Annotated in this window: 23 protein-coding genes and 1 pseudogene; 16 read left to right on the forward strand and 8 right to left on the reverse strand. The window is 72.7% G+C overall.

The genetic code is table 11. From position 1 onward, the window contains the following. The first annotated feature begins 93 nt into the window (after positions 1-93). Entirely contained in the window at positions 94-1,350 is a 1,257-nt protein-coding gene (locus ACYQ8Q_RS28030) for an alpha/beta fold hydrolase (RefSeq protein WP_460068618.1), read from the forward strand. Further along, positions 1,316-1,828: a tRNA (adenosine(37)-N6)-threonylcarbamoyltransferase complex ATPase subunit type 1 TsaE gene (gene tsaE, locus ACYQ8Q_RS28035; RefSeq protein ID WP_460068619.1), complete on the forward strand. Its 513-nt coding sequence runs from the start codon at positions 1,316-1,318 to the stop codon at positions 1,826-1,828. Before ACYQ8Q_RS28030 ends, tsaE begins: the two co-directional genes overlap by 35 nt. 14 nt (positions 1,829-1,842) lie before the next feature. Here the strand turns inward: tsaE and ACYQ8Q_RS28040 are convergent, their stop codons facing one another. Next, complete coding sequence (locus ACYQ8Q_RS28040) at positions 1,843-2,025, reverse strand: hypothetical protein (protein WP_460068620.1); 183 nt, start codon at positions 2,023-2,025, stop codon at positions 1,843-1,845. Between the two features lie 123 nt (positions 2,026-2,148). Then, the gene (locus ACYQ8Q_RS28045; protein ID WP_460068622.1) at positions 2,149-2,700 is read right to left on the reverse strand and encodes a hypothetical protein; all 552 of its coding nucleotides are present in this window, start codon (positions 2,698-2,700) and stop codon (positions 2,149-2,151) included. A gap of 120 nt (positions 2,701-2,820) precedes the next feature. Here ACYQ8Q_RS28045 and tsaB point away from each other — a divergent pair, with 120 nt between their 5' ends. The 4 genes and pseudogenes from tsaB to ACYQ8Q_RS28065 all read left to right on the forward strand — a co-directional run. Beyond that, a complete protein-coding gene (gene tsaB / locus ACYQ8Q_RS28050) occupies positions 2,821-3,474 on the forward strand; it encodes a tRNA (adenosine(37)-N6)-threonylcarbamoyltransferase complex dimerization subunit type 1 TsaB (RefSeq protein WP_460068623.1) in 654 nt (217 codons plus the stop codon). Continuing rightward, a complete protein-coding gene (rimI, locus tag ACYQ8Q_RS28055; protein WP_460068624.1) occupies positions 3,471-4,016 on the forward strand; it encodes a ribosomal protein S18-alanine N-acetyltransferase in 546 nt (181 codons plus the stop codon). The genes tsaB and rimI overlap by 4 nt, the downstream gene beginning before the upstream one ends. Further along, a complete protein-coding gene (gene tsaD / locus ACYQ8Q_RS28060; protein ID WP_460068625.1) occupies positions 4,009-5,094 on the forward strand; it encodes a tRNA (adenosine(37)-N6)-threonylcarbamoyltransferase complex transferase subunit TsaD in 1,086 nt (361 codons plus the stop codon). The genes rimI and tsaD overlap by 8 nt, the downstream gene beginning before the upstream one ends. After that, positions 5,091-5,339 (forward strand): annotated as a pseudogene (locus tag ACYQ8Q_RS28065) (hypothetical protein); the annotation flags it as partial. The gene tsaD and the pseudogene ACYQ8Q_RS28065, both read left to right, overlap by 4 nt. A gap of 309 nt (positions 5,340-5,648) precedes the next feature. Here ACYQ8Q_RS28065 and ACYQ8Q_RS28070 read toward each other — a convergent pair. The 3 genes from ACYQ8Q_RS28070 to ACYQ8Q_RS28080 all read right to left on the reverse strand — a co-directional run bounded on the left by ACYQ8Q_RS28070 (position 5,649) and on the right by ACYQ8Q_RS28080 (position 10,445). Further along, entirely contained in the window at positions 5,649-6,590 is a 942-nt protein-coding gene (locus ACYQ8Q_RS28070; protein ID WP_460068626.1) for a hypothetical protein, read from the reverse strand. Further along, complete coding sequence (locus ACYQ8Q_RS28075) at positions 6,587-8,050, reverse strand: M48 family metallopeptidase (protein ID WP_460068628.1); 1,464 nt, start codon at positions 8,048-8,050, stop codon at positions 6,587-6,589. Before ACYQ8Q_RS28075 ends, ACYQ8Q_RS28070 begins: the two co-directional genes overlap by 4 nt. A gap of 76 nt (positions 8,051-8,126) precedes the next feature. Then, positions 8,127-10,445, reverse strand: coding sequence for a beta-xylosidase/alpha-l-arabinosidase (locus ACYQ8Q_RS28080; RefSeq protein ID WP_460068629.1), 2,319 nt, complete (start codon positions 10,443-10,445; stop codon positions 8,127-8,129). A gap of 128 nt (positions 10,446-10,573) precedes the next feature. Between ACYQ8Q_RS28080 and ACYQ8Q_RS28085 the strand changes: the two genes are divergently transcribed. The 6 genes from ACYQ8Q_RS28085 to ACYQ8Q_RS28110 all read left to right on the forward strand — a co-directional run bounded on the left by ACYQ8Q_RS28085 (position 10,574) and on the right by ACYQ8Q_RS28110 (position 18,117). Continuing rightward, entirely contained in the window at positions 10,574-11,623 is a 1,050-nt protein-coding gene (locus tag ACYQ8Q_RS28085; RefSeq protein ID WP_460068630.1) for a LacI family DNA-binding transcriptional regulator, read from the forward strand. An 81-nt stretch (positions 11,624-11,704) separates the two neighbouring features. Continuing rightward, entirely contained in the window at positions 11,705-13,060 is a 1,356-nt protein-coding gene (locus ACYQ8Q_RS28090) for an endo-1,4-beta-xylanase (protein WP_460068631.1), read from the forward strand. A gap of 104 nt (positions 13,061-13,164) precedes the next feature. Further along, the gene (locus tag ACYQ8Q_RS28095) at positions 13,165-14,220 is read left to right on the forward strand and encodes an LCP family protein (RefSeq protein ID WP_460068633.1); all 1,056 of its coding nucleotides are present in this window, start codon (positions 13,165-13,167) and stop codon (positions 14,218-14,220) included. 98 nt (positions 14,221-14,318) lie between these two features. Continuing rightward, entirely contained in the window at positions 14,319-14,675 is a 357-nt protein-coding gene (locus tag ACYQ8Q_RS28100) for a YciI family protein (RefSeq protein ID WP_358990745.1), read from the forward strand. Between the two features lie 48 nt (positions 14,676-14,723). Beyond that, positions 14,724-15,983, forward strand: coding sequence for an RNA polymerase sigma factor (locus ACYQ8Q_RS28105; protein WP_460068635.1), 1,260 nt, complete (start codon positions 14,724-14,726; stop codon positions 15,981-15,983). A gap of 94 nt (positions 15,984-16,077) precedes the next feature. Beyond that, a complete protein-coding gene (locus ACYQ8Q_RS28110) occupies positions 16,078-18,117 on the forward strand; it encodes a cell wall-binding repeat-containing protein (RefSeq protein ID WP_460068636.1) in 2,040 nt (679 codons plus the stop codon). On the opposite strand, the gene ACYQ8Q_RS28115 is transcribed toward ACYQ8Q_RS28110, so the two are convergent. Then, positions 18,095-19,297, reverse strand: coding sequence for a THUMP-like domain-containing protein (locus ACYQ8Q_RS28115; protein ID WP_460068638.1), 1,203 nt, complete (start codon positions 19,295-19,297; stop codon positions 18,095-18,097). The genes ACYQ8Q_RS28110 and ACYQ8Q_RS28115 overlap by 23 nt on opposite strands. A 153-nt stretch (positions 19,298-19,450) precedes the next feature. Here ACYQ8Q_RS28115 and ACYQ8Q_RS28120 point away from each other — a divergent pair, with 153 nt between their 5' ends. The 4 genes from ACYQ8Q_RS28120 to groL all read left to right on the forward strand — a co-directional run bounded on the left by ACYQ8Q_RS28120 (position 19,451) and on the right by groL (position 23,450). Then, positions 19,451-20,383 (forward strand): polysaccharide deacetylase family protein, encoded by a 933-nt coding sequence (locus ACYQ8Q_RS28120; protein WP_460068639.1) that lies wholly within the window; start codon positions 19,451-19,453, stop codon positions 20,381-20,383. Further along, entirely contained in the window at positions 20,380-21,165 is a 786-nt protein-coding gene (locus ACYQ8Q_RS28125) for a polysaccharide deacetylase family protein (RefSeq protein ID WP_460068641.1), read from the forward strand. Before ACYQ8Q_RS28120 ends, ACYQ8Q_RS28125 begins: the two co-directional genes overlap by 4 nt. A 213-nt stretch (positions 21,166-21,378) precedes the next feature. Beyond that, positions 21,379-21,687, forward strand: coding sequence for a co-chaperone GroES (gene groES, locus ACYQ8Q_RS28130; RefSeq protein ID WP_039652762.1), 309 nt, complete (start codon positions 21,379-21,381; stop codon positions 21,685-21,687). Positions 21,688-21,824: 137 nt separating this feature from the next. Then, positions 21,825-23,450, forward strand: a complete 1,626-nt coding sequence (groL, locus tag ACYQ8Q_RS28135; protein WP_460068642.1) for a chaperonin GroEL — start codon at positions 21,825-21,827, stop codon at positions 23,448-23,450. 94 nt (positions 23,451-23,544) lie between these two features. On the opposite strand, the gene ACYQ8Q_RS28140 is transcribed toward groL, so the two are convergent. Beyond that, the gene (locus ACYQ8Q_RS28140; RefSeq protein ID WP_460068643.1) at positions 23,545-24,252 is read right to left on the reverse strand and encodes an ester cyclase; all 708 of its coding nucleotides are present in this window, start codon (positions 24,250-24,252) and stop codon (positions 23,545-23,547) included. A gap of 90 nt (positions 24,253-24,342) precedes the next feature. Further along, positions 24,343-25,116 carry an SDR family NAD(P)-dependent oxidoreductase gene (locus ACYQ8Q_RS28145; RefSeq protein ID WP_460068644.1) on the reverse strand — a complete coding sequence of 258 codons (774 nt, stop codon included), beginning with the start codon at positions 25,114-25,116 and terminating at the stop codon, positions 24,343-24,345. Positions 25,117-25,186 lie beyond the last annotated feature (70 nt).

Below are 25,186 nucleotides of genomic sequence, written 5' to 3' on the forward strand. Positions count from 1 at the left end.
AGCGGGTGGCCCGCGGGTAGGACATGTCTTCGGCAGCCGTGACACAGGCTGCGGGCACGCTGTGGACGAGCACCTGGACAGGAGGAGCGGTACGTGAGCGAGAGCAGTGCGGAGGCAGTGGCGGACGCCGCCTCGGCGGCCGTCGCCGTCGTCTCCGCCACGGGGGCGGCCGGGGGCTGGCGCCGGGCGACCGGTATCGCCGGAGCCGCGATAGGCGTGATCGCCGCGGGCGCCGCGGCCGGGGTCGCCATCGAGCGGATGACCGTGGGGCGCGGGATGCGGGCCAAGGCCCGGCTCGCCCTGGACTCGGCGGGGCCGTACGGCGGGCTGCGCGGCACCCCCGGCAAGGCGATCGCGGACGACGGCACCGAGTTGTACTACGAGGTCGACGACGTCGAGCCGCAGGGCGGGCCCGCGGGGCGGCGGCGCCGGCTGTTCGGGCGCAAGGCGCCCCTTCCGGTCACCGTCGTCTTCAGCCACGGCTACTGCCTCACCCAGGACTCCTGGCACTTCCAGCGGGCGGCGCTGCGGGGGGTCGTACGGACCGTGCACTGGGACCAGCGCAGCCACGGGCGGTCCGCGCGCGGCGCGGCCCAGCTCCGGGACGGCGCACCGCTCACCATCGACCAGCTCGGGCGCGATCTGCGGGCCGTGATCGACGCGGCCGTGCCCGAGGGGCCGGTGGTGCTGGTCGGGCACTCCATGGGCGGGATGACCATGATGGCGCTGGCCGCGCAGTATCCGGAGTTCCTGCGCGAGCGGGTGGTCGCCACCGCCTTCGTGGGAACGTCCTCCGGGCGGCTCGGCGAGGTCAACTTCGGGCTGCCGGTCGCCGGGGTCAACGCGGTGCGGCGGGTGCTCCCCGGGGTGCTCAAGGCGCTCGGGCAGCAGGCCGCGCTGGTGGAGAAGGGGCGGCGGGCCACCGCCGATCTGTTCGCGGGGATCATCAAGCGGTACTCGTTCGCCTCGAAGGACGTCGATCCGGCCGTCGCCCGGTTCGCCGAGCGGATGATCGAGGGGACGCCGATCGACGTCGTCGCCGAGTTCTACCCGGCCTTCACCGATCACGACAAGACCGAGGCGCTCGGGCTGTTCACCGGGATGCCGGTGCTCGTCCTGGCGGGCATCGGGGACCTGGTCACGCCCAGCGAGCACAGCGAGGCGATCGCCGACCTGCTGCCGGACGCCGAGCTGGTGCTCGTCCCGGACGCCGGGCACCTCGTGATGCTGGAACACCCGGAAGTGGTCACCGACCGCCTCGCCGACCTTCTCACCCGCGCGGGTGCCGTTCCGGCAGGGGCTACGGTGGGGGGCTATGGAAGCACCAGCGGCACCGCACAACCCGGCTGAGATCGAGCTGACCGTCACCTCCCCCGAGCAGATGCGGGAGCTGGGCCGCCGCCTCGCCAAGCTGCTGCGGGCCGGCGATCTCGCGATGCTCAGCGGGGAGCTCGGCGCGGGCAAGACCACCCTCACCCGGGGGCTGGGGGAGGGTCTCGGGGTGCGCGGGGCCGTGACCTCGCCGACCTTCGTGATCGCCCGCGTCCATCCCTCCCTCGGGGACGGGCCGCCGCTCGTCCACGTCGACGCCTACCGTCTCGGCGGCGGGCTGGACGAGATGGAGGACCTCGACCTCGACGTGTCCCTGCCGGAGTCCGTGATCGTCGTGGAGTGGGGCGAGGGCAAGGTCGAGGAGCTGACCGACGACCGGCTCCAGGTCCGCATCCACCGGGCCGTCGGCGACACCACGGACGAGGTGCGCCACGTGACCGTCAGCGGGCTGGGCACCCGCTGGGCGACCGCCGACCTGAGCGTGCTCGCGGCCTGAAGCGCACGAGTGTCCTACGCCGCCCGGGGGTGCGCGGCGGGCTTTCCCCTGGTGGCCGGGCGGTCAGGCAGGCGCGGGGGTGTCGAGACGGCCTCGGCCGCGGCGCACGACGAGAGCAGCTCGCGCATGGACACCCCGGCGAGCGTGAACGGCCGGGGCGGCCGGACCTCGGTGGTCTGGGGCTCGTCGGCCGGCATGGCACCTCCCGGGGACGGGGGCTGGTTAGGTACACCTAACTAGCGCTGGGATACCATGTGACCACGCGCAAGACGCCGTACGCAACATTTTGCCGACCGGTTGTCGGAATCCTTCACGCCAGGTCACCGGATCACGACGACCCGCTGCCCGATCGTCGCGAAGTCCCACATCGCGTCCCCGTCCGCCCGGGTCTGCCGGATCCCGCCCGTGCGCACCATCGCGTCCGGCGCCGGGGCCGTGGCCTTCACCGCCGCGCTGAAGCCGATGACCACACCGTCCACCGAGGCGAACCGGACGACGTGCTCCACCGGGGTGCCGTCGGTGCCGGTGACCGCGCCCGAGCGGGAGGTCACCGAGTAGCGGCCGGGCGGCGGGTCGACCCGGCCCGCGGTGACCCGGAACGTGCGCTCGACGTTGCCCGCCATGCCGACCAGCCACACCCGGTCGTCGTCCAGCGAGTACACGACCCGCCGGCCCGCGCCCGAGTTCCCGGGCAGCGCGGTGGGGTGCGCCCGGTCGCGCGGCGCCTTGCGGGCGGCGGCGGAGGCGGCCGCGGTGGGGGACGTGCCGAGTCCCGGAGGCACGTGCGCGGAGGCCTGGTAGGCGAGGAACCCGACCGTCGCCACGGCCGCCGCCGTGAGCCCGGCGACGAGGGTCGAGCTGCTGACTGCCACCAGCGACCACCCCATGAAAAGAAAAATTGTCCTATGTCCTGTTTCCTGGCGACCGTAGCAGCCGTCACGGGCTCCGCCCGGACATCCGACACAGGCGCCCGGGAGCCGTAGGCTGTTTGCGTGCTCTTGCTCGCTCTGGATACCGCCACCCCCGCCGTCACCGTCGCGCTCCACGACGGCACGGACGTCATCGCCTCCTCCAGTCAGGTGGACGCCCGCCGGCACGGCGAGCTGCTGCTGCCGGCCGTCGACCGACTGCTCGCCGAGGCGGGTCGCGCCCTGGACGCCGTCACGGCGATCGTCGTCGGGGTCGGCCCCGGTCCGTACACCGGGCTGCGCGTCGGGCTGATGACCGCCGACACCTTCGGGCTCGCGCTCGGCGTCCCGGTGCACGGGCTGTGCACCCTCGACGGCCTCGCGTACGCCTCCGACCTCACAGGACCCTTCGTCGTGGCGACCGACGCCCGGCGCAAGGAGGTCTACTGGGCGCGCTACGACGACTCCCGCACCCGCGTCACGGAACCCGCCGTGGACCGGCCCGCCGACATCGCGGGCCAGGTCGCCGGGCTCCCGGCCGTCGGCGCGGGCGCGCTGCTGTACCCGGACACCTTCCCGCAGGCGCACGAACCCGAGCACGTCTCGGCGGCGGCCCTGGCCTCCCTGGCCGCCGAGCGGCTGGCGGCCGGCGAGGAACTGCCCGCCCCGCGCCCGCTGTATCTGCGCCGACCGGACGCCCAGGTCCCCAAGAACTACAAGGTGGTCACCCCCAAGTGACCGACGCCGTGACCCCGAGCCTGCGCGAGATGCGCTGGTGGGACATCGATCCCGTGCTGGAACTGGAGAAGGACCTCTTCCCCGAGGACGCCTGGTCCCGGGGCATGTTCTGGTCCGAGCTGGCGCACTCCCGGGGAGCCGAGGCGACCCGCCGTTATCTCGTCGCCGAACAGGGCGGACGGGTCGTCGGGTACGCCGGGCTCGCCTCCGCCGGGGACCTTGCCGACGTCCAGACGATCGCCGTCGCCCGCGAGCAGTGGGGCACCGGCCTCGGCGGGCGGCTGCTCACCGAGCTGCTGAGGGCGGCGACCGCCTTCGACTGCGCCGAGGTGATGCTGGAGTGCCGGGTCGACAACGTCCGGGCGCAGAAGCTCTACGAACGCTTCGGCTTCGAGGCGATCGGCTTCCGGCGCGGCTACTACCAGCCCGGCAACGTGGACGCCCTGGTCATGCGCCTGACCGACCCGGCGGCGTCCCTGCGCCAAGAAGCGGCGTCCCTGCGCCGAGAAGAAGACGACCAAGGAACCGACACCCATGGCTGACGAACCCCTCGTCCTCGGCATCGAGACCTCCTGCGACGAGACCGGCGTCGGCATCGTCCGGGGCACCACCCTGCTGGCGGACGCCGTCGCCTCCAGCGTCGACGAGCACGCCCGCTTCGGCGGGGTCGTCCCCGAGGTGGCCTCCCGCGCCCACCTGGAGGCGATGGTCCCCACGATCGACCGGGCGCTGAAGGAGGCGGGCGTCGGCGCGAAGGACCTCGACGGCATCGCCGTCACCGCCGGGCCGGGCCTGGCCGGTGCGCTGCTGGTGGGCGTCTCGGCGGCGAAGACGTACGCCTACGCCCTCGGCAAGCCCCTCTACGGCGTCAACCACCTCGCCTCGCACATCTGCGTCGACCAGCTGGAGCACGGCCCGCTGCCCGAGCCGACGATGGCGCTGCTGGTCTCCGGCGGCCACTCCTCGCTGCTGCTGTCGTCCGACATCACCTCCGACGTCCGGCCGATGGGCGCCACCATCGACGACGCGGCGGGCGAGGCCTTCGACAAGATCGCGCGCGTGCTGAACCTCGGCTTCCCCGGCGGGCCGGTCATCGACCGCTACGCCCGCGAGGGCGACCCGGCGGCCATCGCCTTCCCGCGCGGGCTGACCGGGCCGCGCGACCCGGCGTACGACTTCTCCTTCTCCGGCCTGAAGACGTCTGTCGCCCGCTGGATCGAGGCGAAGCGGGCGGCCGGCGAGGAGGTGCCGGTGCGGGACGTGGCGGCCTCCTTCCAGGAGGCGGTCGTGGACGTCCTGACCCGCAAGGCCGTACGGGCCTGCAAGGACGAGGGCGTCGACCACCTGATGATCGGCGGCGGGGTCGCCGCCAACTCGCGGCTGCGGGTGCTGGCCCAGGAGCGCTGCGAGAAGGCGGGCATCCGGCTGCGGGTGCCGCGTCCCAAGCTGTGCACGGACAACGGCGCGATGGTCGCCGCCCTCGGCGCGGAGATGGTCGCCCGGGGCCGCGCGGCGTCGGGCTGGGACCTGTCGGCGGACTCCTCCCTCCCGGTGACGGACCCTCATGTCCCCGGCCACGACCATGTGCACGAGGTCGCCAAGGACAACCTCTACTCATGACGGTCGCACTGATGTGGGAGGCCCGGGCGGTCCAGGGCCGGGGCGCCGACCTGCTCGCCTGGGCCGAGGGCCGGACCCTAGCGGAGCGCCCCCTGCGCCGCGAGACCTTCCGCGCCCCGCAGGACCGGGTCCTCGTCGTCACCTGGTGGGACGCGGAGTACGACGCCGCGCTCCCCGAACTCCCCGATCCGGAGCCCGACCTGGTGACCCGTCCGGTCCACCGCTGGCGCTTCGTGTCCGTCGAGCGGTCCTGGTACGCGGTCCGCTGCGTCTTCCGCCACGGCCCCCTCGGCGTCTACGAGGAGCGCGTCACCCTGTGGACCGCGGGCTCCCCCGACGAGGCCGTCGCCCGGGCGGAGGCCGAGGCGGCCGGGTACTGCGAGGGCCTGGACGGCGTCGAGTACGTCCGTTTCGCCGAGGTCTGCACCCTCGGCACGGCCCCCGGCGAGGGTACGGAGGTGTTCTCCCTCATGCGCGAGAGCACCCTGCCGCCGGGGGAGTACGTGGAGCGCTTCTTCGCCACGGGGGCGGAGCGGGCGGACGGCTGACGGGCCTCACGGCTGCGGCGCCGACAGGAGCCACACCGAGGTGGTCAGGGTCGCGCAGGCCAGGACGAAGGCCAGGGTGCCGGTCAGGGTCGGGCCCGTCATGACCAGGCCCAGGACCAGGCCGAGGAGGGTGCCCAGGCCGGTGGCGGCGGCCGCCTCGTGCCAGGGGGGCGCGGCCGTGGTGCCGGGCGGGAGGACGAAGGCGTCGCGGAGGTCGGCGCGCACCGCGTCGTCGTCGAGGACGGCGCCGGTCGGGGGATGCTCGCGCAGCCGGCCCAGGGGGACCAGACGGGTGCCGTCGGGGAGGGCCACGACGGTGCGGCGGCCGGTGCCGTGCGCGGTGACCCGGAGCTCGGCCGGCGCCTCGTGCAGGGCCGGGTGCCACATGACCCGTTGCCAGCGGGTACGGCCCTCGGGACCCGTCAGTTCCAGCCAGGTCCCCCTCGACGCGCGCCAGGCCGCCCGGCGGGTGCCGGTGCGCACCCGGGCCGTCATCGGGCGGCCGGGCCGGCGGGCGGCCCGCCGAAAGCGCAGGCCCCGCCAGAGCCAGACCAGGGTCAGCGGCAGGGCCACGGCGGCGCCCAGGAAGACGGGAGCGAGCAGATCGTCCTCCTCGGCCGTCTCGTCCGGGTCGGCCGGGAAGCCCCGGGGGTCGTCGGCGGTGGGGTCGTAGGCGACCCGGAAGTCCTCGCCCTCGGCGTAGCGGTCGGTGTCGTAGACGCCGAAGCGCTGGACGTGGGTGCGGCCCGTGCCGTCGGTCCAGCGGACGCGGATGTCCAGGTCGTCGCCGATGCCGTCCTCGACGACCACGCCGGTCGTACGGGCGGTGGCCCGGTCGCGGGCGTCCAGGTAGCCGTCGGCGCGCAGGCCTGCCCAGCCGGCGAGCAGGGCGTATCCGGCCAGGGTGACGGCGATGCCGAGGAGAGCCGCGCGCAGGGGGGTTCTCATGCGGGCGACTCCTTCGTGCTCTCGTTCGCGCTCCGCAGGAGGGCGCGGGGGACGGTCGGGTCCGCGGCCGTCACGGCCTCGGCGAGCAGTTCGGAGAGGTCCACCGTGCGGCCGTCGGGGGACGTCAGGACCGTGTGCATCCAGCGGGTGGCGGGGGTCCAGCCGGCGGTCTCCAGGACCTCGGCCAGCGCTCCGGCCATCGCCGCCGTGCAGACGGTGCGGGCCAGGTGGGGGCGGGCGGCGCGGGGGACCCGTCGCAGGCCGGGCTCCAGCCGGCGGGCCAGCCCTCGCCAGGTGCCGTCGGCGAGCGTGTCCAGGGCCGCGCCGACCGCCGCCTGCGGGGTGTCGCGCCCGGTGGCCTTGAACAGCAGGGCCGTGCGGTGGTCGTCGCCGAGGCCGCGCAGTTCTTCGGCGGGCAGGTCCAGCAGCCGTACCGCCTCGACGTCGTCCTCGTCCTCGCCGTCCTGGAGGGCGAGACGGTGGACGCACCAGCGGGCGATCTCCGCCGCGTCGCGCAGGGGGACCGGTGTGCCGCCGTACGTGCCCGTGCCCGGGAGCACGGGCAGCGCGGCCAGGCGGACCGGCTCGGGCGGGTGGTCGGCCGCCGCGTACGGGTCGATCGCGTCCTCGTCGGCGGCGGCGAGGGCGGCGCGGTGGGCCACGTGCGGGTCGGCGAGGGCGGTGTCGAGGGCGTCGTAGAAGTCCTCGGGCCAGGCGTCCCGTTCGGCGAGGTCGGCCAGCCAGGCTTCGCCGAGGCCCTCGAAGACGGCGTGCAGCCGGATGGTCCGCCGCAGGGCCGCCGCCGTGGCCTCGGTCCCGGCGATCCGGGCCGCGTCCGCGTCGGCGGCCGTCTCCGCCCGCCAGAAGTCGGGCTGGGAGGCGCGCAGAAGGGGGGCGGCCAGGGGCGCCAGGGGGCGGACGGGGGCGTCCAGGCGGTCGGCGAGGCGGGCGCGGGCGTACCGCAGGAAGGAGGCGCGGCGGCTGTCCACATGGCGGTGGTGGGCCAGCTCATGGGCGATGACGGAGGCGAGTTCGGCCTCCGTGAGGGTGCGCACCAGGGGCAGGCCCAGGAAGAGGACGTGGGTGCGCACCCCGCAGACCCGGGCCCGGGTCAGGGAGGCCTCGACGCCCGGGACGATCCGGACCAGGAGGGGTGCGCGGAAGCCGAGGCGGTCCGCCACGTCCCGGACGAGCGCGGCCAGTTCGGGTGCGTCGTCGGGGCGCACGGCCCGGCCGGGCAGCGGGCCGCGGTCCCGGGCGACGGCGCCGGTGATGCCGAACCAGAACAGCACCATGGGGGCGAGCGGCGACCAGTCCGGGCCCCAGAGCAGACAGACGGTGAGCAGGACCGCGCCGCCGGCGGCCGTGGGGAGCAGCCCGACGGTCAGCAGGGCGGCGGCCAGCAGCCACTGCCGGGCGGCGGTGTACCGTGCGGGCTGTTCCGGTATGGCGGTTTCCATGTGAGGCGGTTCCCGTCGCGCGCCTGAATGCAGGAGGTCGGCGGATTCTGACACATGGGCACCCACCGGGGGCACCTCAGTTTCGTACGACTTCCGTCCCGCACCTGAGCCGCCGGTCCGCCCCCACCTCGCGCACCGGGCCCGTCAGCCGCAGCCGGGCCGTCTCCCGCACCAGCGCGCTGGAGGTGCCCAGCCGCAGCTCCAGCTCGCCCGGTTCGACGACCCGGCGTCCCGCGCGGTCGGTGAAGGCGGACAGGTCGGTGTGGAAGCGGAAGGTGACCCGGGCGGACTCGCCGTCGGCGAGGTCGAGCCGCTGGTAGCCGATCAGCCGGACGTCGGGGCGGGTCACGCTCGCCACCGGGTCGTGCAGATACAGCTGGACGACCTCGGTGCCCGGCCGGGGGCCGGTGTTGCGGACGGTGACGGACAGGTCGTACGCGCCGTCCGTGCCGATCTCCGCCGCCGGCGCCTGCGGGCCGCCGCCGGTGAAGTCCTCCCAGGCGAAGGAGGTGTACGAGCGGCCGTGACCGAAGGCGTACAGCGGGGTCGGGTCCAGGCTGCTCACCTCGCCCGCCAGGCCCAGCGGCGGCTGGAGGTAGGTCCAGGGCTGGCCGCCGGGCACGCGCGGCACACTGACCGGGAGGCGGCCGGAGGGGTTGAGGCGGCCCGACAGCACGCCGGCCACCGCCGGGCCGCCCTCCTCCCCCGGGAAGAAGGCCTGGACGACCGCGCCGAGCCGCCCGTGCCAGCGGCCGAGCGCGTAGGGGCGGCCGGTGAGCAGGACCAGGACGACGGGGACGCCCGTCGCGACCAGTGCGTCCAGCAGGTCGCCCTGGACGCCGGGCAGGGTCAGGTCGGCCACGTCGCAGCCCTCGCCGGAGGTGCCCCGGCCGAAGAGGCCCGCCCGGTCGCCGAGCACCGCCACGCACACGTCCGCCTCGGAGGCGCGCGCGATGGCCTCGGTGAAGCCGGAGGGGTCGGGGTCGGAGACCGGGCAGCCCTCGGTGAACGTCACCTTGGCGTCCGGGAGTTCGGTGCGCAGGGACTCCAGCAGGGTGGGGATCTCGATGCCGGTCTCCACCCCGGGGTGGTGGGGGAGCACATGGGAGGGGAAGGAGTAGCAGCCGAGCATCGCCAGGGCGTCCGCCGCCCGCGGGCCGACCACCGCGATCCTGGTGTCGGGGGCGAGGGGGAGCAGTCCGGCGGGGTTGTCCAGCAGGACCACCGACTCCTCCGCGAGCCGGCGGGCCAGCGCACGGTTCGGGGCCGGGTCGAGGTCCACGGACTCCGGGTGTTCCGGCTGCCAGTCCTCGTCCAGCAGGCCCAGTTCGCACTTCTGGAGCAGGACCCGGCGGGCCGCCCGGTCGACCAGTTCCTCGGGGATCTCGCCCGCCCGGACCGCCGCGACCAGCGCCTCGCCGTAGTGCTTCACCGTGGGCAGCTCGACATCGATGCCGGCCTCCAGCGCGAGGCGCGCCGTCTCGGCGGGGGTGCCCGCGACCCGGTGCAGGGTCTGGAGGAAGCCGATGCCGAAGTAGTCGGCGACGACCGTGCCGGTGAACCCCCACTCCTCGCGCAGCAGCCGGGTCAGCAGCTCGGGGTCGGCGGAGGCGGGGACGCCGTCGCGCTCGGTGTAGGCGGCCATCACGGAGCGGGCGCCGCCCTCGCGGAGCGCCATCTCGAACGGGGGGAGGGTGACGTCCGCGAACTCGCGGGTGCCGGCCCGTACCGGGGCCAGATTGCGGGCGCCGGCGGAGGAGGCGTACCCGGCGAAGTGCTTGAGGGTGGCGACGACCCCGGCGGACTCCAGGCCGCGGACATACGCCGTGCCGACCGTGGCGACCAGGTAGGGGTCCTCGCCGATCGTCTCCTCGACCCGTCCCCAGCGCGGGTCGCGGACCACGTCCAGGACGGGTGCCAGGCCCTGGTGGACGCCGACCGCGCGCAGATCGCGGCCGATCGCCCGGCCCATCTCCTCGACCAGCGGCGGGTCGAAGGCGGCGCCCCAGGCCAGCGGGACCGGGTAGGCGGTGGCCCGCCAGGCGGTGAACCCGGCCAGGCACTCCTCGTGGGCGAGGGCCGGAATGCCGAAGCGGCCCGCCGCGGCGATCCCGCGCTGGGCGGCGGCCAGGGCGCGGGCGCCGGTCGACGGGTCGACGGGGGCGGTGCCGAAGGGGCGGGTGAGCTGGCCGAGCCCCCGGGTGATCAGGTCGTCCCAGTCGTAGTCGGCGGTCATGTCGTGCTGGTGCGGGGCGACTCCCCCGCCGTCCGTCGCGGCGCCGACCCACACGCCGTACAGCTGGGCGGTCCTCTCCTCCAGGGTCATCCGGGAGAGCAGGTCGTCGACTCGGGCGGTGGCGGGCAGCGCGCGGTCACGCCAGGGGGCGGTGGTCATGAAACTCCTGTCCCGGGGGATCCTGTCCCGAAGGATTCGAATGTTTCGTAACACACTTCGAATGTTCCGGGAACCTATGGCGCTGAGAGGGGTTAGTCAAGAGGCCGCGCGGGGATACGATCGCCGCCATGACACGCTCCGAGCCCGCTGAAACGCGGCCGCAGACCGCCACGCTCGCGGAGATCGCCCGCGAGGCCGGTGTCTCGGCCCCGACTGTTTCGAAGGTCCTCAACGGCCGTGCCGACGTCGCCCCCGCGACCCGCACCCGTGTCGAGGAGCTGCTGCGCGCCCACGGCTACCGGCGACGGCGGGCCGAGGCGACCCGTTCGCCCCTGATCGACCTGGTCTTCCACGAGCTGGAGAGCGCGTGGGCGATGGAGGTCATCCGGGGGGTGGAGAACGTGGCGCGCGACGCCGGGCTGAGCGTGGTGCTGAGCGAGAGCGCCGGCCGGCTCACCCCCGGGCGGACCTGGGCCGACCAGGTCGCCGCCCGCCGCCCGCACGGGGTGGTGCTGGTGCTGTCCGGCCTCGACGAGTCCCAGCGGGCGCTGCTGACGAGCCGCACCATCCCGTTCGTGGTGATGGACCCGGCCGGCGACCCGGGGGCGGACGTGCCGTCGATCGGGGCCACCAACTGGCAGGGCGGCCTGGCCGCCACCCGCCATCTGGTGGAGCTGGGGCACCGGCGGATCGGGGCGATCAGCGGGCCCCCGCAGATGATGTGCAGCCGGGCCCGGATCGACGGCTACCGGGCCGCCCTGGAGACCGCCGGGCTGCCGGTCGAGCCGGCGCTGATCAAGACCGGCGACTTCCACCACGAGACCGGCTACCGGCTCGGCCGTGAGCTCCTCGACCGCCCCGACCGGCCCACCGCCGTCTTCGCCGGCAACGACCTCCAGGCCCTCGGCGTCTACGAGGCCGCCCGTGAGCTGGGGCTGCGGATCCCGGAGGACGTCAGCGTGGTCGGCTTCGACGATCTGCCGGTGGCGCGCTGGGTGGGGCCGCCGCTGACGACCGTACGGCAGCCGCTGACCGAGATGGCGGAGGCGGCCGCCCGGCTGGTGCTGGAGCTGGGGCGGTCCACGGCGCAGGAGACGCCGGCCGCGACCCGGGTGGAGCTGGCGACCAGTCTGGTGGTGCGCACGAGCACCGCGGCGCCGCCCCTGGCCGGAAGTTGACGTATTGACGGGTGTGGTGGGCGCCTCCACACTCCTCCGAAGTCAATCGGTTGCACGGCCGAAACTTTCGGAGGCACCCGCATGAGATCTCTGAGAACAGGCCTGTCCCTGACCTCCCTCGTGACATCGCTCGCGGCGGGCTTCGCGCTGCTGCTCGCCGCCCCGGCCGCCCAGGCCGCCGACACGCCCCTGCGCGACCTCGGCACCGCCAAGGGCAAGGTCATCGGCACGGCGGTCACCGGCTCCAAGCTGACCGGCACCTACGGCGACATCGCCGGGGCGCAGTTCTCCTCGCTGACCCCCGGCAACGCCATGAAGTGGGGGTCGGTGGAGCCGACCCAGGGCTCCTTCAACTGGACCGAGGCCGACCAGATCGTGGCCTTCGCCCAGGCGCACAACCAGCAGGTGCGCGGCCACACCCTGGTCTGGCACAGCCAGAACCCGAGCTGGCTGACGAACGGCAGCTGGACCTCCGCCCAGCTGAGCACCCTCCTGCAGAACCACATCAACACCGAGGTCGGCCGCTACCAGGGCAAGCTCGCCGCCTGGGACGTCGTCAACGAACCTTTCAACGAGGACGGCACCTACCGCTCGACCCTCTGGTACAACGGCCTCGGCGCCGACTACATCGCGAACGCGCTGACCTGGGCGCGGGCCGCCGATCCGGCCGCGAAGCTCTACATCAACGACTACAACGTGGAGGGCGTCAACGCGAAGTCGACCGCCCTGTACAACCTGGTCAAGTCGCTGAAGGACCGGGGCGTCCCGATCGACGGGGTCGGGCTCCAGGCCCACCTCATCCTCGGACAGGTCCCGTCCACCCTCCAGCAGAACATCCAGCGCTTCGCCGACCTCGGCGTGGACGTGGCGATCACCGAGCTGGACATCCGGATGACCCTGCCCTCGGACAGCACCAAACTCGCCCAGCAGAAGGCCGACTACAAGGCGGTCACCGCCACCTGCGTGGCGGTCGCGCGCTGTGTGAACCTCACGGTCTGGGGCTTCACCGACTCCGACTCCTGGGTGGAGAGCACCTTCCCGGGGCAGGGCGCGGCGACGCCGTACGACGCGAACTACGCGCCGAAACCGGCGTACTACGGCATCGCGGAGGCGCTCGGCGGGACGAGCACGCCCCCGCCGACCGGCGCGTGCACGGCGTCGTACAGCGTGGGCAGTCAGTGGAACACCGGGTTCACCGGGAACGTGACGGTCTCCTGTTCGGGCGCCTCGCTGTCGTCCTGGAAGGTGACCTGGACGTACGGCGCCGGGCAGCAGATCACCCAGGCCTGGAACGCCACCTGCACCCAGTCGGGGGCGGCCGTGTCCTGCGTGAACGCCTCGTACAACGGGACCGTGCCGGACGGGGGTTCGGTGAGCTTCGGGTTCAACGCGAGCTGGAGCGGGAGCAATCCCGTGCCGACGGTGACCCTGGGCTGATCGCCGGTGATGCCGGGCTGAGAATCGTGAGATTTTCACGAGAAATCCCGGTCGGGCCCGCCGTCCTAACAGTCCGCTAATAATCCGCACCTACCTTCCTCCCCGTGACGCGACACGAGGAGCACGGCGAAGACGGCAGAAGAACGGGCCGGCGGTCCACAGTGCTGAGGGCCGCCGGCCTCACCCTGGCCGCCGCCCTGGTGCTGGGCATCGGGACGGCGGGCTGGGCCTACTGGCACCTCAACGACAACATCAGAAGCGTCGACATCGACCAGGCGCTCGGCGACAACCGCCCGGCGAAGTCGGTCACCACCCCGACCGCGTCCGCCTCGGCGTCCGCCTCCCCGCTGCCCACCGAGGCGGTGAACATCCTCGTCCTGGGCTCGGACTCGCGCAGCGGCAAGGAGAACCAGGAGCTGGGCGGCGGCGACAGCTCCGGGGCCCGCTCCGACACGGCGATGGTCGTCCACATCGACGCCGGCCGCACCGGCGCGACCGTGGTCAGCATCCCGCGCGACACCCTCGTCACCCGCCCGTCCTGCCCGCTGTCCTCGGGCGGTACGTCGGCGGTGGCGTACGGCGTGATGTTCAACACCGCCTACGCGCTGGGCGGCCCGGTCTGCGCGGTGAAGACCGTCGAGTCGATCACGAACGTCCGGATGGACCACTACATCGAGGTCGACTTCTCCGGCTTCGCCAAGCTGGTGAACGCGCTCGGCGGGGTCACCGTCACCACCGACGAGGACATCGACGACGACGACAGCCACCTGCACCTCGCGGCCGGCACCCACCACCTGGGCGGCAAGCAGGCCCTCGCCCTCGCCCGCACCCGGCACGGCATAGGCGACGGCAGCGACCTCGGCCGGATCAAGCTCCAGCAGAAGCTGGTCAAGGCCCTGCTGGAGCAGATCGCCTCGACCGACCTGCTGACCAGCCCCACCGAGCTCTACGAGGTCGCCGACGCGATCACCGGCAGCCTCACCACCGACACCGGCCTGAACTCCCTCTCCGAACTGACGGAACTCGGCCGGAGCCTGAAGGGCCTCACGGCCGACAAGGTCAAGACGATCACCATGCCGGTGGTCACCGCCCCCTCCGACCCCAACCGCGTGGTCGCCGAGGAACCGGCGGCGAGCAAGCTGTGGAAGTCGCTGAGATAAAAAAAGTCCGGGAAGGGTGTCGATCCGGTCGGTTCCCGTTCGACGCAGGGGTGAGAGGCCGGGAAGGAACCGGTCGCCGTGAGACACGAGGAGTCACCATGCCCCGTTACCTGTCGCTCGTGAAGATCGACGAGAACTCCGCCCCCGCCGAGGGCCCCAGCCCCGAGCTGATGCAGCGGATGGGCGAGCTGATCGAGGAGGTCACCAAGGCCGGCGTCATGCTCGACACCGCCGGGCTGCTGCCGTCCGCGCAGGGCACCCGGGTGCACTGGGAGGGTGGGCGGATCTCCGTCACCGACGGGCCGTTCACCGAGGCCAAGGAGGTCGTCGGCGGGTACGCGATCATGCAGTGCAAGGACCGCGCCGAGGCCATCGAGTGGGCCACCCGGTTCCTGAAGGTGCACGAGGAGTTCTGGACCGTCACCTGTGAGGTGCGGGAGATCGCCGAGGGCTGAGCCCGTCCGCTGTGCGGACCCCGCGGGCAGGGTGTTCGATGGTGGGCTGTGGAACCACAGCCCACCACCGAGCCCCGGACCGCCATCGAGACCGTCTTCCGCCTGGAGTTCCCCCGGGTCGTCGCCGCCGTCACCCGGGTCGTCCGGGACGTCGGCATCGCCGAGGAACTGGCGCAGGACGCCCTGGTCGCCGCACTGGAGCAGTGGCCCCGGGACGGCGTCCCGGACCGGCCCGGCGCCTGGCTCACCGCCGCCGCCCGCCACCGCGCCGTCGACCTGGTCCGCCGCCGGGAGAACTACGCCCGCAAACTCCAGGAGATCGGCCGCACCCTGGAGGACACACCCCCGCCGCAGGAACCGCAGGACCCGGACGCCATCGACGACGACCTGCTCCGGCTCGTCTTCACCACCTGCCACCCGGTGCTGTCCCCCGAGGCCCGCACCGCCCTCACCCTGCGCCTGCTCGGCGGTCTGACCACGGCCGAGATCGCCCGCGCCCACCTGGTCCCCGAGCCCACGGTCGCCCAGCGCGTCGTGCGCGCCAAGCGGACCCTCGCCACGAAGAACGTCGCCTTCGAGGTGCCGTACGGCCCCGACCGCGAGGCCCGGCTCGGCTCGGTCCTCGACGTCATCTACCTGATCTTCAACGAGGGCTACGCGGCCACCGCGGGCGACGACTGGCTGCGCCCGGCGCTGTGCGAGGACGCGCTGCGCCTGGCCCGGCAGCTCGCCGCGCTGATGCCCAAGGAGCCCGAGGTGCACGGCCTGGTCTCCCTGCTGGAGTTCCAGGCCGCCCGCACCGCCGCCCGCACCGCCCCCGACGGCACACCCGTCCTCCTCAAGGACCAGAACCGGCGCCGCTGGAACCGCATGCTGATCGCCCGGGGCATCACCGCCCTGGACCGCGCGGGTGCCCTTGGCGGCGCCCCGGGCCCGTACGCCCTCCAGGCCGCCATCGCCGCCTGCCACGCCCACGCCCCCACCTACGAGGACACCGACTGGACCGCCATCGCCACCCTCTACGCCCTGCTGGCCGCCCGCGTCCCGTCCCCGGTCGTCGAACTCAACCGCGCGGTCGCCGTCTCCATGGCCGACGGACCGGGCCCCGCCCTGGAGATCGTGGACACCCTCGCCGCCGGGCCCGCCCTGAACGGCTACCACCTGCTGCCCAGCGTCCGCGGCGACCTGCTGCTGCGCCTCGGGCGTACGGCGGAGGCGCGGGCCGAGTTCGAGCGGGCGGCGTCCCTGGCGCGCAACGAACGCGAGCGGGAGCTGCTGCGGGCCCGGGCGGCCACGTGCGATGCGTAACTCCGTTCCTATGTGGTCCGGTTGACGTCTAAAGTGTGCGAGCCGCTGTGACGCGGCTGTGACGTGTGATCCCTGGGGGGACGACAACTTGAGAATGTTCACGCGCCGCCGTGCCGCGGCGCTCGCCACCGCGGCCGCGCTCGCCGCCGTGGGCACCCTGGCGACCGCGCCGGGTGCCGCCGCCGACGACGCGGGCCCCTGGCCCGGCATTGAGGGACGGATCCTCAACGACGGCGGACTGCTGATCGACCCGGCCACCGGCTCGGGCAGCTCCATCCCCAACGTCGACAACTACGCCACCTGGGCCCCGGACGGCAGCCGGGTGATCTCCTCCTGGAGCCAGGTCTCCAGCGTGCGCCCCAACGGCAGCGGGAAGATCACCCTGCCCTGGGCGCAGGACGTGCGCTCCAGTGCCGTGTACGAGGACCTGGCCTTCTGGTGGGCCGGCCGCTACGTGGTCTTCTCGACCGGCGGCCAGATCGTCTACGGCCCCTCCGACGGCTCGTGGGCGCCCCGCCCGTTGCTGACCGCGACCCAGGAACCGTCCTCGGTCTGCGACAGCGAGCCGACGGTGAGCGTGGGCGGCCTGCTCGCCTTCGAGCGCCGCACCGCGAGCTGCACCAGCACCCCCGGCGTGTACGTCTTCGACGGCACCGCGCAGACCGTCAAGCGGGTCCTCACCGACGCCGAGCAGCCCGCCTTCTCACCGGACGGCACCAGGCTGGCGTTCGTCCGCAAGGACACCGACGGCAACCCGCAGGTCTTCCTCGCGCAGGCCGACGGCACCGAGGTCAAGCAGCTCACCACCGGCCCGAACCGGTACGCCAACCCGTCCTGGTCGCCCACCGGCAAGCGGATCGTCCTCGACGTCCACACCTCGCCGAACAGCGACGACGTGCACACCCTCGCGTACGTCGATGTGACCACCGGCGAGCTGACCCCCGTCACCGACGCCTCGCGCAGCAGCTCCGTCAACAACCCGAGCTGGCAGCCGCTGCGCAAGAACGGCGTCGGCCGGGTCTGGGGCTCGGACGCCTACGCCACCAACATCGCCGCCTCCCGCTGGACCTGGAACACCCTCGGCGAGAGCGTTCCCGGCCTGATGAACGCCAAGTCCGCGGTGCTCGTCAACCGGGACGACGCGGCGTACTCCGTCACCGCGCCCGCCCTGGCCGGCAAGAAGCAGGGCCCGGTGCTGCTGACCCCGAAGACGGGGCTGTCGTCGGCGGTGAAGAAGGAGCTGAAGCGGTCCCTGAAGCCGGGGAAGACCGTGTACCTCGTCGGCGGCACGTCCGTCCTGAGCGGTACCGTCGCCACCCAGCTCACGTCGCTCGGCTACGTCCCCAAGCGTCTGTCCGGCGCCGACCGTTACGCGACCTCGGTCGCCGTGGCGAAGGCCGTCACCACCGCCCCGAAGTACGTCTTCCTGGCCGGCGGCACCGAGTACCGGGCGGCCCTGTCCGCGGCCGCCGCGGCGAGCGCCGACGGCAGCGCGAGTGCGGGCAGCGTGGTCCTCACCAACGGCAACAAGCTGACCTCGTCGGTGAAGTCGTACCTCAACAGCCTGAACCCCGCGAAGACCATGGTCATCCCGGTCGGTTCGGCCGCGAAGTACGCGCTCACCCACACGAGCTTCTCCCGCTGGCCGTCGACGTACTACTACTACCCGATCTCGGGCAGCACGGACGCGGCGATCTCGGTCAACATCGCCAAGTTCTGGTGGAGCGCGCCCGGCCAGACCTCGCTCGCCTACTCCGGCCAGTGGCGGGACGGTGTCTCCGCGGCCGCCGCGATGAACGTGTTCGGACCGCTGCTGTGGACCGGCCGCCCGGCCCTGTCCACCGAGGTCAAGAGCTATCTGCTGCGCGAGTCCGCGAGCACCAACTTCACCGCGGCCTTCGGCAACACCGGCGCGGTCACCACCGCGGCGGTCGACACCGTGGGCGCCTCGATCAGCGCGGGCAGCAGCTGGTTCGACTACCGCCCGTACTACAACGGCGTCATCCCGACGGCCACCCGTGCGACGACGTTCGCGCTGCGCACCAACGACGGCCAGGAGGCCACGCTGGAGCGCACGGGCCCGACCGGCGCCGACCCCACGATGGACCTGCTCAAGACCGTCCACCGGCAGTAGTGGCCGGATCCCGGGCGGCGGGCGCTCCGAGCAGCATCGTCGGGGCGCCCGCCACCCGGGTGAGGAACACGGTCACCGCGTGCGGCCCGTGTCCCTTCGGCAGCACCTTCCGGCGCAGCTCCTCCGGCTCCACGGCCGAGCCGCGCTTCTTCACGGTCAGGATCCCGACCTCCCGCTCCCGCAGCAGAGCCTTCAACCTCTTGACGTTGAAGGGCAGTTGATCGGTGATCTCATAGGCGGTGGCGTACGGGGTCGGGCGCAGTGCGTCAGCGGTGACGTACGCGATGGTCTCGTCGACCAGTCCGCCGTCGAGCTCCTCGGCCACCTCCGCGACCAGATGGGCCCGGATGACGGCGCCGTCGGGTTCGTAGAGATAGCGGCCGAGGGGCCGTACGGCCGGGTTCGGCAGACCGGTGCCGAGCAGGGTCCGCGGGCCCGGCAGCAGCGTGGCCCGCACGGCCCCGGGCTCGGTGCCGAACCACAGCACCGCCTCCTTCACGTCCCCGCCGTCCGAGATCCACTCGGCCTCGGCCTGAGGCGGCACCGCCTCGTGCGGCACTCCGGGCGCGATCTTCAGCGCCGCCCGGGGCGCGGCGAGGGCGGCGCCGACCGCCCAGGACAGGGGCGGCGAGTACGCCTCGGGGTCGAAGATCCTCCCGCGTCCGCCCCGCCGCGCGGGGTCCACGAACACGGCGTCGTAGCCGCTCGTGTCCACCTCGGTGACATCCGCCTCCCGTACGTCGACCAGTCCGGCGAGTCCGAGCGCCTCGGCGTTGGCCCGGGCCGCCGCGGCCGTGAGCGGATCGCGGTCCACGGCGAGTACCCGGATGCCCGCCCGGGCCAGCGCGATCGCGTCACCGCCGATCCCGCAGCACAGGTCGGCCACCGAGGTCACGCCGAGCTCCTGCAGGCGTCCGGCGCGGTACGCGGCCACACTCGCCCGCGTCGACTGCTCCACCCCGTTGGGCGTGAAGAACATCCGCCCGGCGTCCTCGGCCCCGAACTTCGCCACCGCCCGCTGCCGCAGCCGCGCCTGCCCGAGCGCCGCCGACACCAGCTCGGCGGGATGCTCACGGCGCAGCCGCGTGGCGACGGCGAGTTCGTCGGCGGGGGCGGTCCCCCGCACGGCGTCGAGCAGAGCGAGGCCTTCGGGGGTGAGGAGGGGGGTCAGGTCGGTCACGGGGCCATTGTCCGTCAGGGGAGAGGCCGGGGCGGCGCCGGCCGGTGATCCTGTCCGGCCGGCGGTCCTCGTGTGGGCCGGTCGGGGGACCGTGGGGCCTCGGTGGCGGTGTCGGGGCGGGGTACGGGGGCGTGGCTGGGAAGATCCGGCGCCATGGGAGATGTCGTACAAAACGATAAAAATGGCGCCTCTCGGGTCAGGCTGCGCGGCGGCATCGCGCTGCTCGTTCTCACCGCGATCGTGGCGGGCTGCGCGGAGGGCGGCGACCCCGAGGGCAGCGACCCGGCCCCCGGCCAGCAGGCCGGCGAGGCCGCGCCCCCGGTCCGGGCGCTGCACTCGTACGCGGAGCGGCTGCGCGCCGCGCAGGCGGCCCGGATCGCCGCGGCCCGGCGCTGGGGCCTGAAGCAGGTCCCGCTCACCCCGCCGCCCCCGCCCGCGAAGAAGCCCCGGATCACCACCCGGGACGGCTTCGAGGTGCGCGACCACGAGGAACTCGGCCTCCCGCCCGTCTTCACCTCGGTCCCCACCCGGGACAAGGTCGTCTTCCTCACCATCGACGACGGCGCCGAGAAGGACCCGCGGTTCCTGCGGATGATGAGCGAGCTGAGGATCCCGTACACCGCCTTCCTCAGCGACTACCTCATCAGCGACGACTACCCGTACTTCAAGAAGATGCAGGCCGCCGGGGTGACCCTGAACAACCACACCCTCCACCACCCCTATCTGCCCGGCCTGTCCTACCGGCGGCAGAAGCACGAGATCTGCGGCATGCAGACGGTGCTCGGCGAGCGCTACGGCAGGCGCCCGGTCCTCTTCCGGCCGCCCTACGGCAACTACAACCGCGACACGCTGGTCGCCGCGAAGTCCTGCGGGGTGAGGTACGCCCCACTCTGGGACGAGGAGGTCTTCGTCGACCACTGGGAGTACCGCGAGTGGGACCGCGACCTCCACCCCGGCGACATCGTCCTGAGCCACTTCCGCGGCCGGGGCGAGTGGAAGGGCACCATGCCCGACATGGTCCGCCGGTTCCTGAACAAGGTCACGGCACAGGGATACGCGGTGGCACGCCTGGAGGACTACCTGTGAGGACGCGGGGGCTGATCGCCGTACTGCTGGCGCTGGCGGTGACGGCGCTGACCGGCTGCGCCCAGTCCGTCGACCCGATCGAACGCCTGGGCAAGAAGGCGGCCCAGCGGGTGCGCCCCCTCTCCCACGGTTCGGGCGGTCCCGGCAGCCCGGGCGGTCCCGGCCGCGCCGCCGGCTCCGGCCGCTCCGGCCAGGAGCCCCTCCCGCCGGTCGTCGACCGTGTTCCCACCCACGACAAGGTCGTCTTCCTCACCTACGACGACGGCGCCGAACGCGACCCCCGCTTCATCGACCTGGTCCGCGAACTCCGCCTCCCCGTCAGCGTGTTCCTCACCGACAGCGTGGTCGGACCCGGCTACGGCCACTTCGCCCGGCTGCGCTCGGTCGGCGCGACCCTGGAGAACCACACCCTCGACCACGCGGCCCTGCGCGGTCTGCCGTACGCCGGCCAGCGCGCCGAGATCTGCGGCCAGCAGGAGAAACTCCACGCCCGCTTCGGCCTGCGCCCCCGCCTGTTCCGCCCGCCCTACGGCACGTACGACACCACCACCCTGCGCGCCGCCGCCGACTGCGGCATCACGGCCGTCGTCCTCTGGCGCGCCGCGATGGGCCCCGCCGGGCTCACCTACCCGCACGGCGCCCCCGGTCTGCGCCCCGGCGACATCGTCGCCCTGGACCCGGACGAGTCCACCGGCCCGAGCCTGCGCGAACGGACGACGGCACTGCTGCGGGTGGTGCGGGAGCGGGGCCTGACGGTGGGGAAGCTGGAGGACTACCTGTAGGCGTTCCGGGGCCCGGAAAACGGCCGACGCGCCACGGGGATTAGCAGTCCGCTTGACCGAGTGCTAATCGCGGTCATAGTCTCGGCTCTGGCACTCCCCACTGGAGAGTGCCAACAACGCGACGGGCAGGTCCGGCACCCGCGACGACGGATCCACCTGGTCGCCACCTCAGACAGTTAACCCCGTGAGATCTCCGAAGGGGGAGGTCGGATCGTGACGACCGCCAGCTCCAAGGTTGCCATCAAGCCGCTTGAGGACCGCATTGTGGTCCAGCCGCTCGACGCCGAGCAGACCACGGCCTCCGGCCTGGTCATCCCGGACACCGCGAAGGAGAAGCCCCAGGAGGGCGCCGTCCTCGCCGTGGGCCCGGGTCGCTTCGAGAACGGCGAGCGCCTGCCGCTCGACGTCAAGGTCGGCGACGTCGTCCTGTACAGCAAGTACGGCGGCACCGAGGTGAAGTACAACGGCGAGGAGTACCTCGTCCTCTCGGCTCGCGACGTCCTCGCGATCATCGAGAAGTAGTTCTTCACCCGAGCATTTCGATGCTTGATGCTGCGCCCCTGGCTCCCGCCACCACATAAGAAGCCGGGCGCCCGGGGCGCAGTGCCTTTTCACCCCACGTTTTCCGCCCACAGATTTCCGAGAGGGCTGCCGCTGTCATGGCGAAGATCCTGAAGTTCGACGAGGACGCCCGTCGCGCCCTCGAGCGCGGCGTCAACAAGCTGGCCGACACGGTCAAGGTGACGATCGGTCCCAAGGGCCGCAACGTCGTCATCGACAAGAAGTTCGGCGCCCCGACCATCACCAACGACGGCGTCACCATCGCCCGTGAGGTGGAGATCGACGACCCGTACGAGAACCTCGGCGCCCAGCTCGTGAAGGAGGTGGCGACCAAGACCAACGACATCGCGGGTGACGGCACCACCACCGCCACCGTGCTGGCCCAGGCGCTCGTCCGCGAGGGCCTGAAGAACGTCGCCGCCGGTGCCTCCCCGGCCGCCCTGAAGAAGGGCATCGACGCCGCGGTCAAGGCCGTCTCCGACGAGCTGCTCGCCACCGCGCGCCCGATCGACGACAAGGCGGACATCGCCGCCGTCGCCGCGCTGTCCGCCCAGGACCAGCAGGTCGGCGAGCTCATCGCCGAGGCGATGGACAAGGTCGGCAAGGACGGTGTCATCACCGTCGAGGAGTCCAACACCTTCGGTCTGGAGCTGGACTTCACCGAGGGCATGGCCTTCGACAAGGGCTACCTGTCGCCGTACTTCGTGACGGACCAGGAGCGCATGGAGGCGGTCCTGGAGGACCCCTACATCCTCATCAACCAGGGCAAGATCGGTTCCATCGCCGACCTGCTGCCGCTGCTGGAGAAGGTCATCCAGACCAACTCCTCCAAGCCGCTGCTGATCATCGCCGAGGACGTCGAGGGCGAGGCCCTGTCGACCCTGGTCGTGAACAAGATCCGCGGCACCTTCAACGCGGTCGCGGTCAAGGCCCCCGGCTTCGGTGACCGCCGCAAGGCGATGCTCCAGGACATGGCCACCCTCACCGGTGCCACCGTCATCTCCGAGGAGGTCGGCCTCAAGCTCGACCAGGTCGGCGTCGACGTCCTCGGTTCCGCCCGCCGCGTCACCATCACCAAGGACGACACGACGATCGTCGACGGCGCCGGCGACTCCGCCGACGTGCACGGCCGCGTCGCGCAGATCAAGGCCGAGATCGAGAACACCGACTCCGACTGGGACCGCGAGAAGCTCCAGGAGCGCCTCGCGAAGCTGGCCGGCGGCGTGTGCGTGATCAAGGTCGGCGCCGCCACCGAGGTGGAGCTGAAGGAGAAGAAGCACCGTCTGGAGGACGCCATCTCCGCGACCCGCGCCGCGGTCGAGGAGGGCATCGTCTCCGGTGGTGGCTCCGCGCTGGTCCACGCCGTCAAGGTCCTCGAGGGCAACCTCGACAAGACCGGCGACGAGGCCACCGGTGTCTCCGTGGTCCGCAAGGCCGCCGTCGAGCCGCTGCGCTGGATCGCCGAGAACGCCGGCCTGGAGGGCTACGTCATCACCTCCAAGGTCGCCGAGCTCGAGAAGGGCCAGGGCTTCAACGCCGCCACCGGCGAGTACGGCGACCTGGTCAAGGCCGGCGTCATCGACCCGGTCAAGGTCACCCGCTCCGCCCTGGAGAACGCCGCCTCCATCGCCTCCCTCCTGCTGACGACCGAGACCCTGGTCGTCGAGAAGAAGGAAGAGGAAGAGCCGGCCGCCGCGGGCGGCCACCACGGCCACTCGCACTGAGGCACGCCGCCCCTGCGCGAAGAAGCCCCCGTTCCGGTGCGGAACGGGGGCTTCCCCCTTCGCGGGCGGATGGTGGTTCGGGTGGCGGCCGGAGTCAGCCCTCCAGTGCGTCCAGGGCGCCCAGTTGGGCCATCAGCCCCAGCCGGTCGTACTGCCACCAGGCCTCGCAGATCTTTCCGTTCCCGTCGAAGCGGAAGACGGTCGTCCCGGTCATGGTGACCTGCTTTCCGGTGGCCGCGAGGCCCATGAAGTCGCCCTTGTGGGTGCCGCGCCAGGTCCACCGGTTGCACACCCGGTCGTCCTGCGCGATCTGGTCCTCCAGCTCGAAGGCGAAGTCGAAGCCCGCCCGCCACATGGAGACCTCGCGCCGCAGCGCGTCCATCCCCATGGTGTCCTGCTCGTTGGCCGGGTCGTGGTCGTGGTAGTCCTGGGCGATCAGACCGTCGAGCGGAGGCAGTTCACCCCGGGTGCCGATCGTCTCGAACATCCGCCGCGCGGTCGCCGCGTACAGCTTCTCGTCCCGTACGACGTCCAGATCCGTGAACGTCGGCATCTCGTCGCACAGGGCCACCAGCTCGCGGAAGATCTTGTCGGTCTCCGGCAGGTTCGAGTTCCGCATCGCCTCCTCGTACGAGGGGAACTCCACGATCTCGATGAAGTGCGACGCGTCCGAGCGGTCCTTGCCCACCACCGCGTGCGTCGCCGTCCGCTTCCCCCTGGTCTGTTCGACCCATGTGTCCATCAGCCGGTCCATCTCGTCGAACCGACTGGTCCTGCAGTCGATGAGCTGCACGAATGTCATGACGCCGCCTCCGGTCCCCCTGGGTCCGGTCTTCTGACAAGCCCATTTTCCCACCGGAGCGCCGACGTCACCTGCGTACCGGGACGCCGGTCACCGAGGCCCGTACTTCCGCCCGGTCCGGGAACTGATCCCGCCCAGCAGCGCACGCGGCGTCACCTTCACCAGACCCATCAGCGTCTTGTAGCGCGGGTCGGGGATCGACAGCGACTTCCCGCGCGCCAGATCGTCCAGCGCGGCCGCGACCAGCTTGTCCGCGTCCAGCCACATCCAGCCCGGGATGTTGTCCGTGCCCATCCCGGCCCGCTCGTGGAACTCCGTGCGCACGAAACCCGGGCACAGGGCCATCAGCCGTACGCCGCTGCCGGTCAGATCCTTCGCCGCGCCCTGCGTGAACTGCACGACCCACGCCTTCGACGCCCCGTACGTCCCGCGCGGCAGGAACGCCGCCACCGAGGCCACGTTCACCACACCGCCGCGCCCGCGCTCCCGCATCGAGGCCACCGCCGCCGACGTCAGCCGCAGCACCGCCTCGCAGTGCACCTTGAGCATCTTCAGCTCGTCGGCCATCGGTACGTCGAGATAGCGGCCCTTGTTGCCGAAGCCCGCGTTGTTGATCAGCAGGTCGACCGGGTTCTTGCGGTCGCCGAGCCGGGCGGCCACCGCCTCGATGCCCGCGTCGGTGGCGAGGTCGGCGACCAGCACCTCCGCCTCGATGCCGTGCCGGTCGTGCAACTCGGTCGCCTGCTCGCGCAGCCGCTTGGTGTCCCGGGCGACGAGGACGAGGTCATGCCCGTCCGCCGCCAGTCTGCGGGCGAACGCGGCGCCGATGCCCGCGGTCGAACCCGTGATGAGAGCCGTTGTCATGGCAGAAGCGTAGTGACCCGGACTGTGCGGGTCCGCTCTCTGCACGCGGCCTCCCGAACGTGAAGGACCG

It is taken from the genome of Streptomyces sp. YKOK-I1 (assembly GCF_054660435.1).

Coding starts and splice junctions, on each gene's coding strand:
- ACYQ8Q_RS28075 (WP_460068628.1), bottom strand. CDS start 8,050: ATGGAAACCGCCATACCGGAACAGCCCGCACGGTACACCGCCGCCCGG.
- tsaE (WP_460068619.1), top strand. CDS start 1,316: ATGGAAGCACCAGCGGCACCGCACAACCCGGCTGAGATCGAGCTGACC.
- ACYQ8Q_RS28085 (WP_460068630.1), top strand. CDS start 10,574: ATGACACGCTCCGAGCCCGCTGAAACGCGGCCGCAGACCGCCACGCTC.
- ACYQ8Q_RS28090 (WP_460068631.1), top strand. CDS start 11,705: ATGAGATCTCTGAGAACAGGCCTGTCCCTGACCTCCCTCGTGACATCG.
- groL (WP_460068642.1), top strand. CDS start 21,825: ATGGCGAAGATCCTGAAGTTCGACGAGGACGCCCGTCGCGCCCTCGAG.
- ACYQ8Q_RS28040 (WP_460068620.1), bottom strand. CDS start 2,025: ATGCCGGCCGACGAGCCCCAGACCACCGAGGTCCGGCCGCCCCGGCCG.
- ACYQ8Q_RS28100 (WP_358990745.1), top strand. CDS start 14,319: ATGCCCCGTTACCTGTCGCTCGTGAAGATCGACGAGAACTCCGCCCCC.
- ACYQ8Q_RS28070 (WP_460068626.1), bottom strand. CDS start 6,590: ATGAGAACCCCCCTGCGCGCGGCTCTCCTCGGCATCGCCGTCACCCTG.
- ACYQ8Q_RS28120 (WP_460068639.1), top strand. CDS start 19,451: ATGGGAGATGTCGTACAAAACGATAAAAATGGCGCCTCTCGGGTCAGG.
- ACYQ8Q_RS28145 (WP_460068644.1), bottom strand. CDS start 25,116: ATGACAACGGCTCTCATCACGGGTTCGACCGCGGGCATCGGCGCCGCG.
- ACYQ8Q_RS28110 (WP_460068636.1), top strand. CDS start 16,078: ATGTTCACGCGCCGCCGTGCCGCGGCGCTCGCCACCGCGGCCGCGCTC.
- tsaD (WP_460068625.1), top strand. CDS start 4,009: ATGGCTGACGAACCCCTCGTCCTCGGCATCGAGACCTCCTGCGACGAG.
- ACYQ8Q_RS28080 (WP_460068629.1), bottom strand. CDS start 10,445: ATGACCACCGCCCCCTGGCGTGACCGCGCGCTGCCCGCCACCGCCCGA.
- ACYQ8Q_RS28140 (WP_460068643.1), bottom strand. CDS start 24,252: ATGACATTCGTGCAGCTCATCGACTGCAGGACCAGTCGGTTCGACGAG.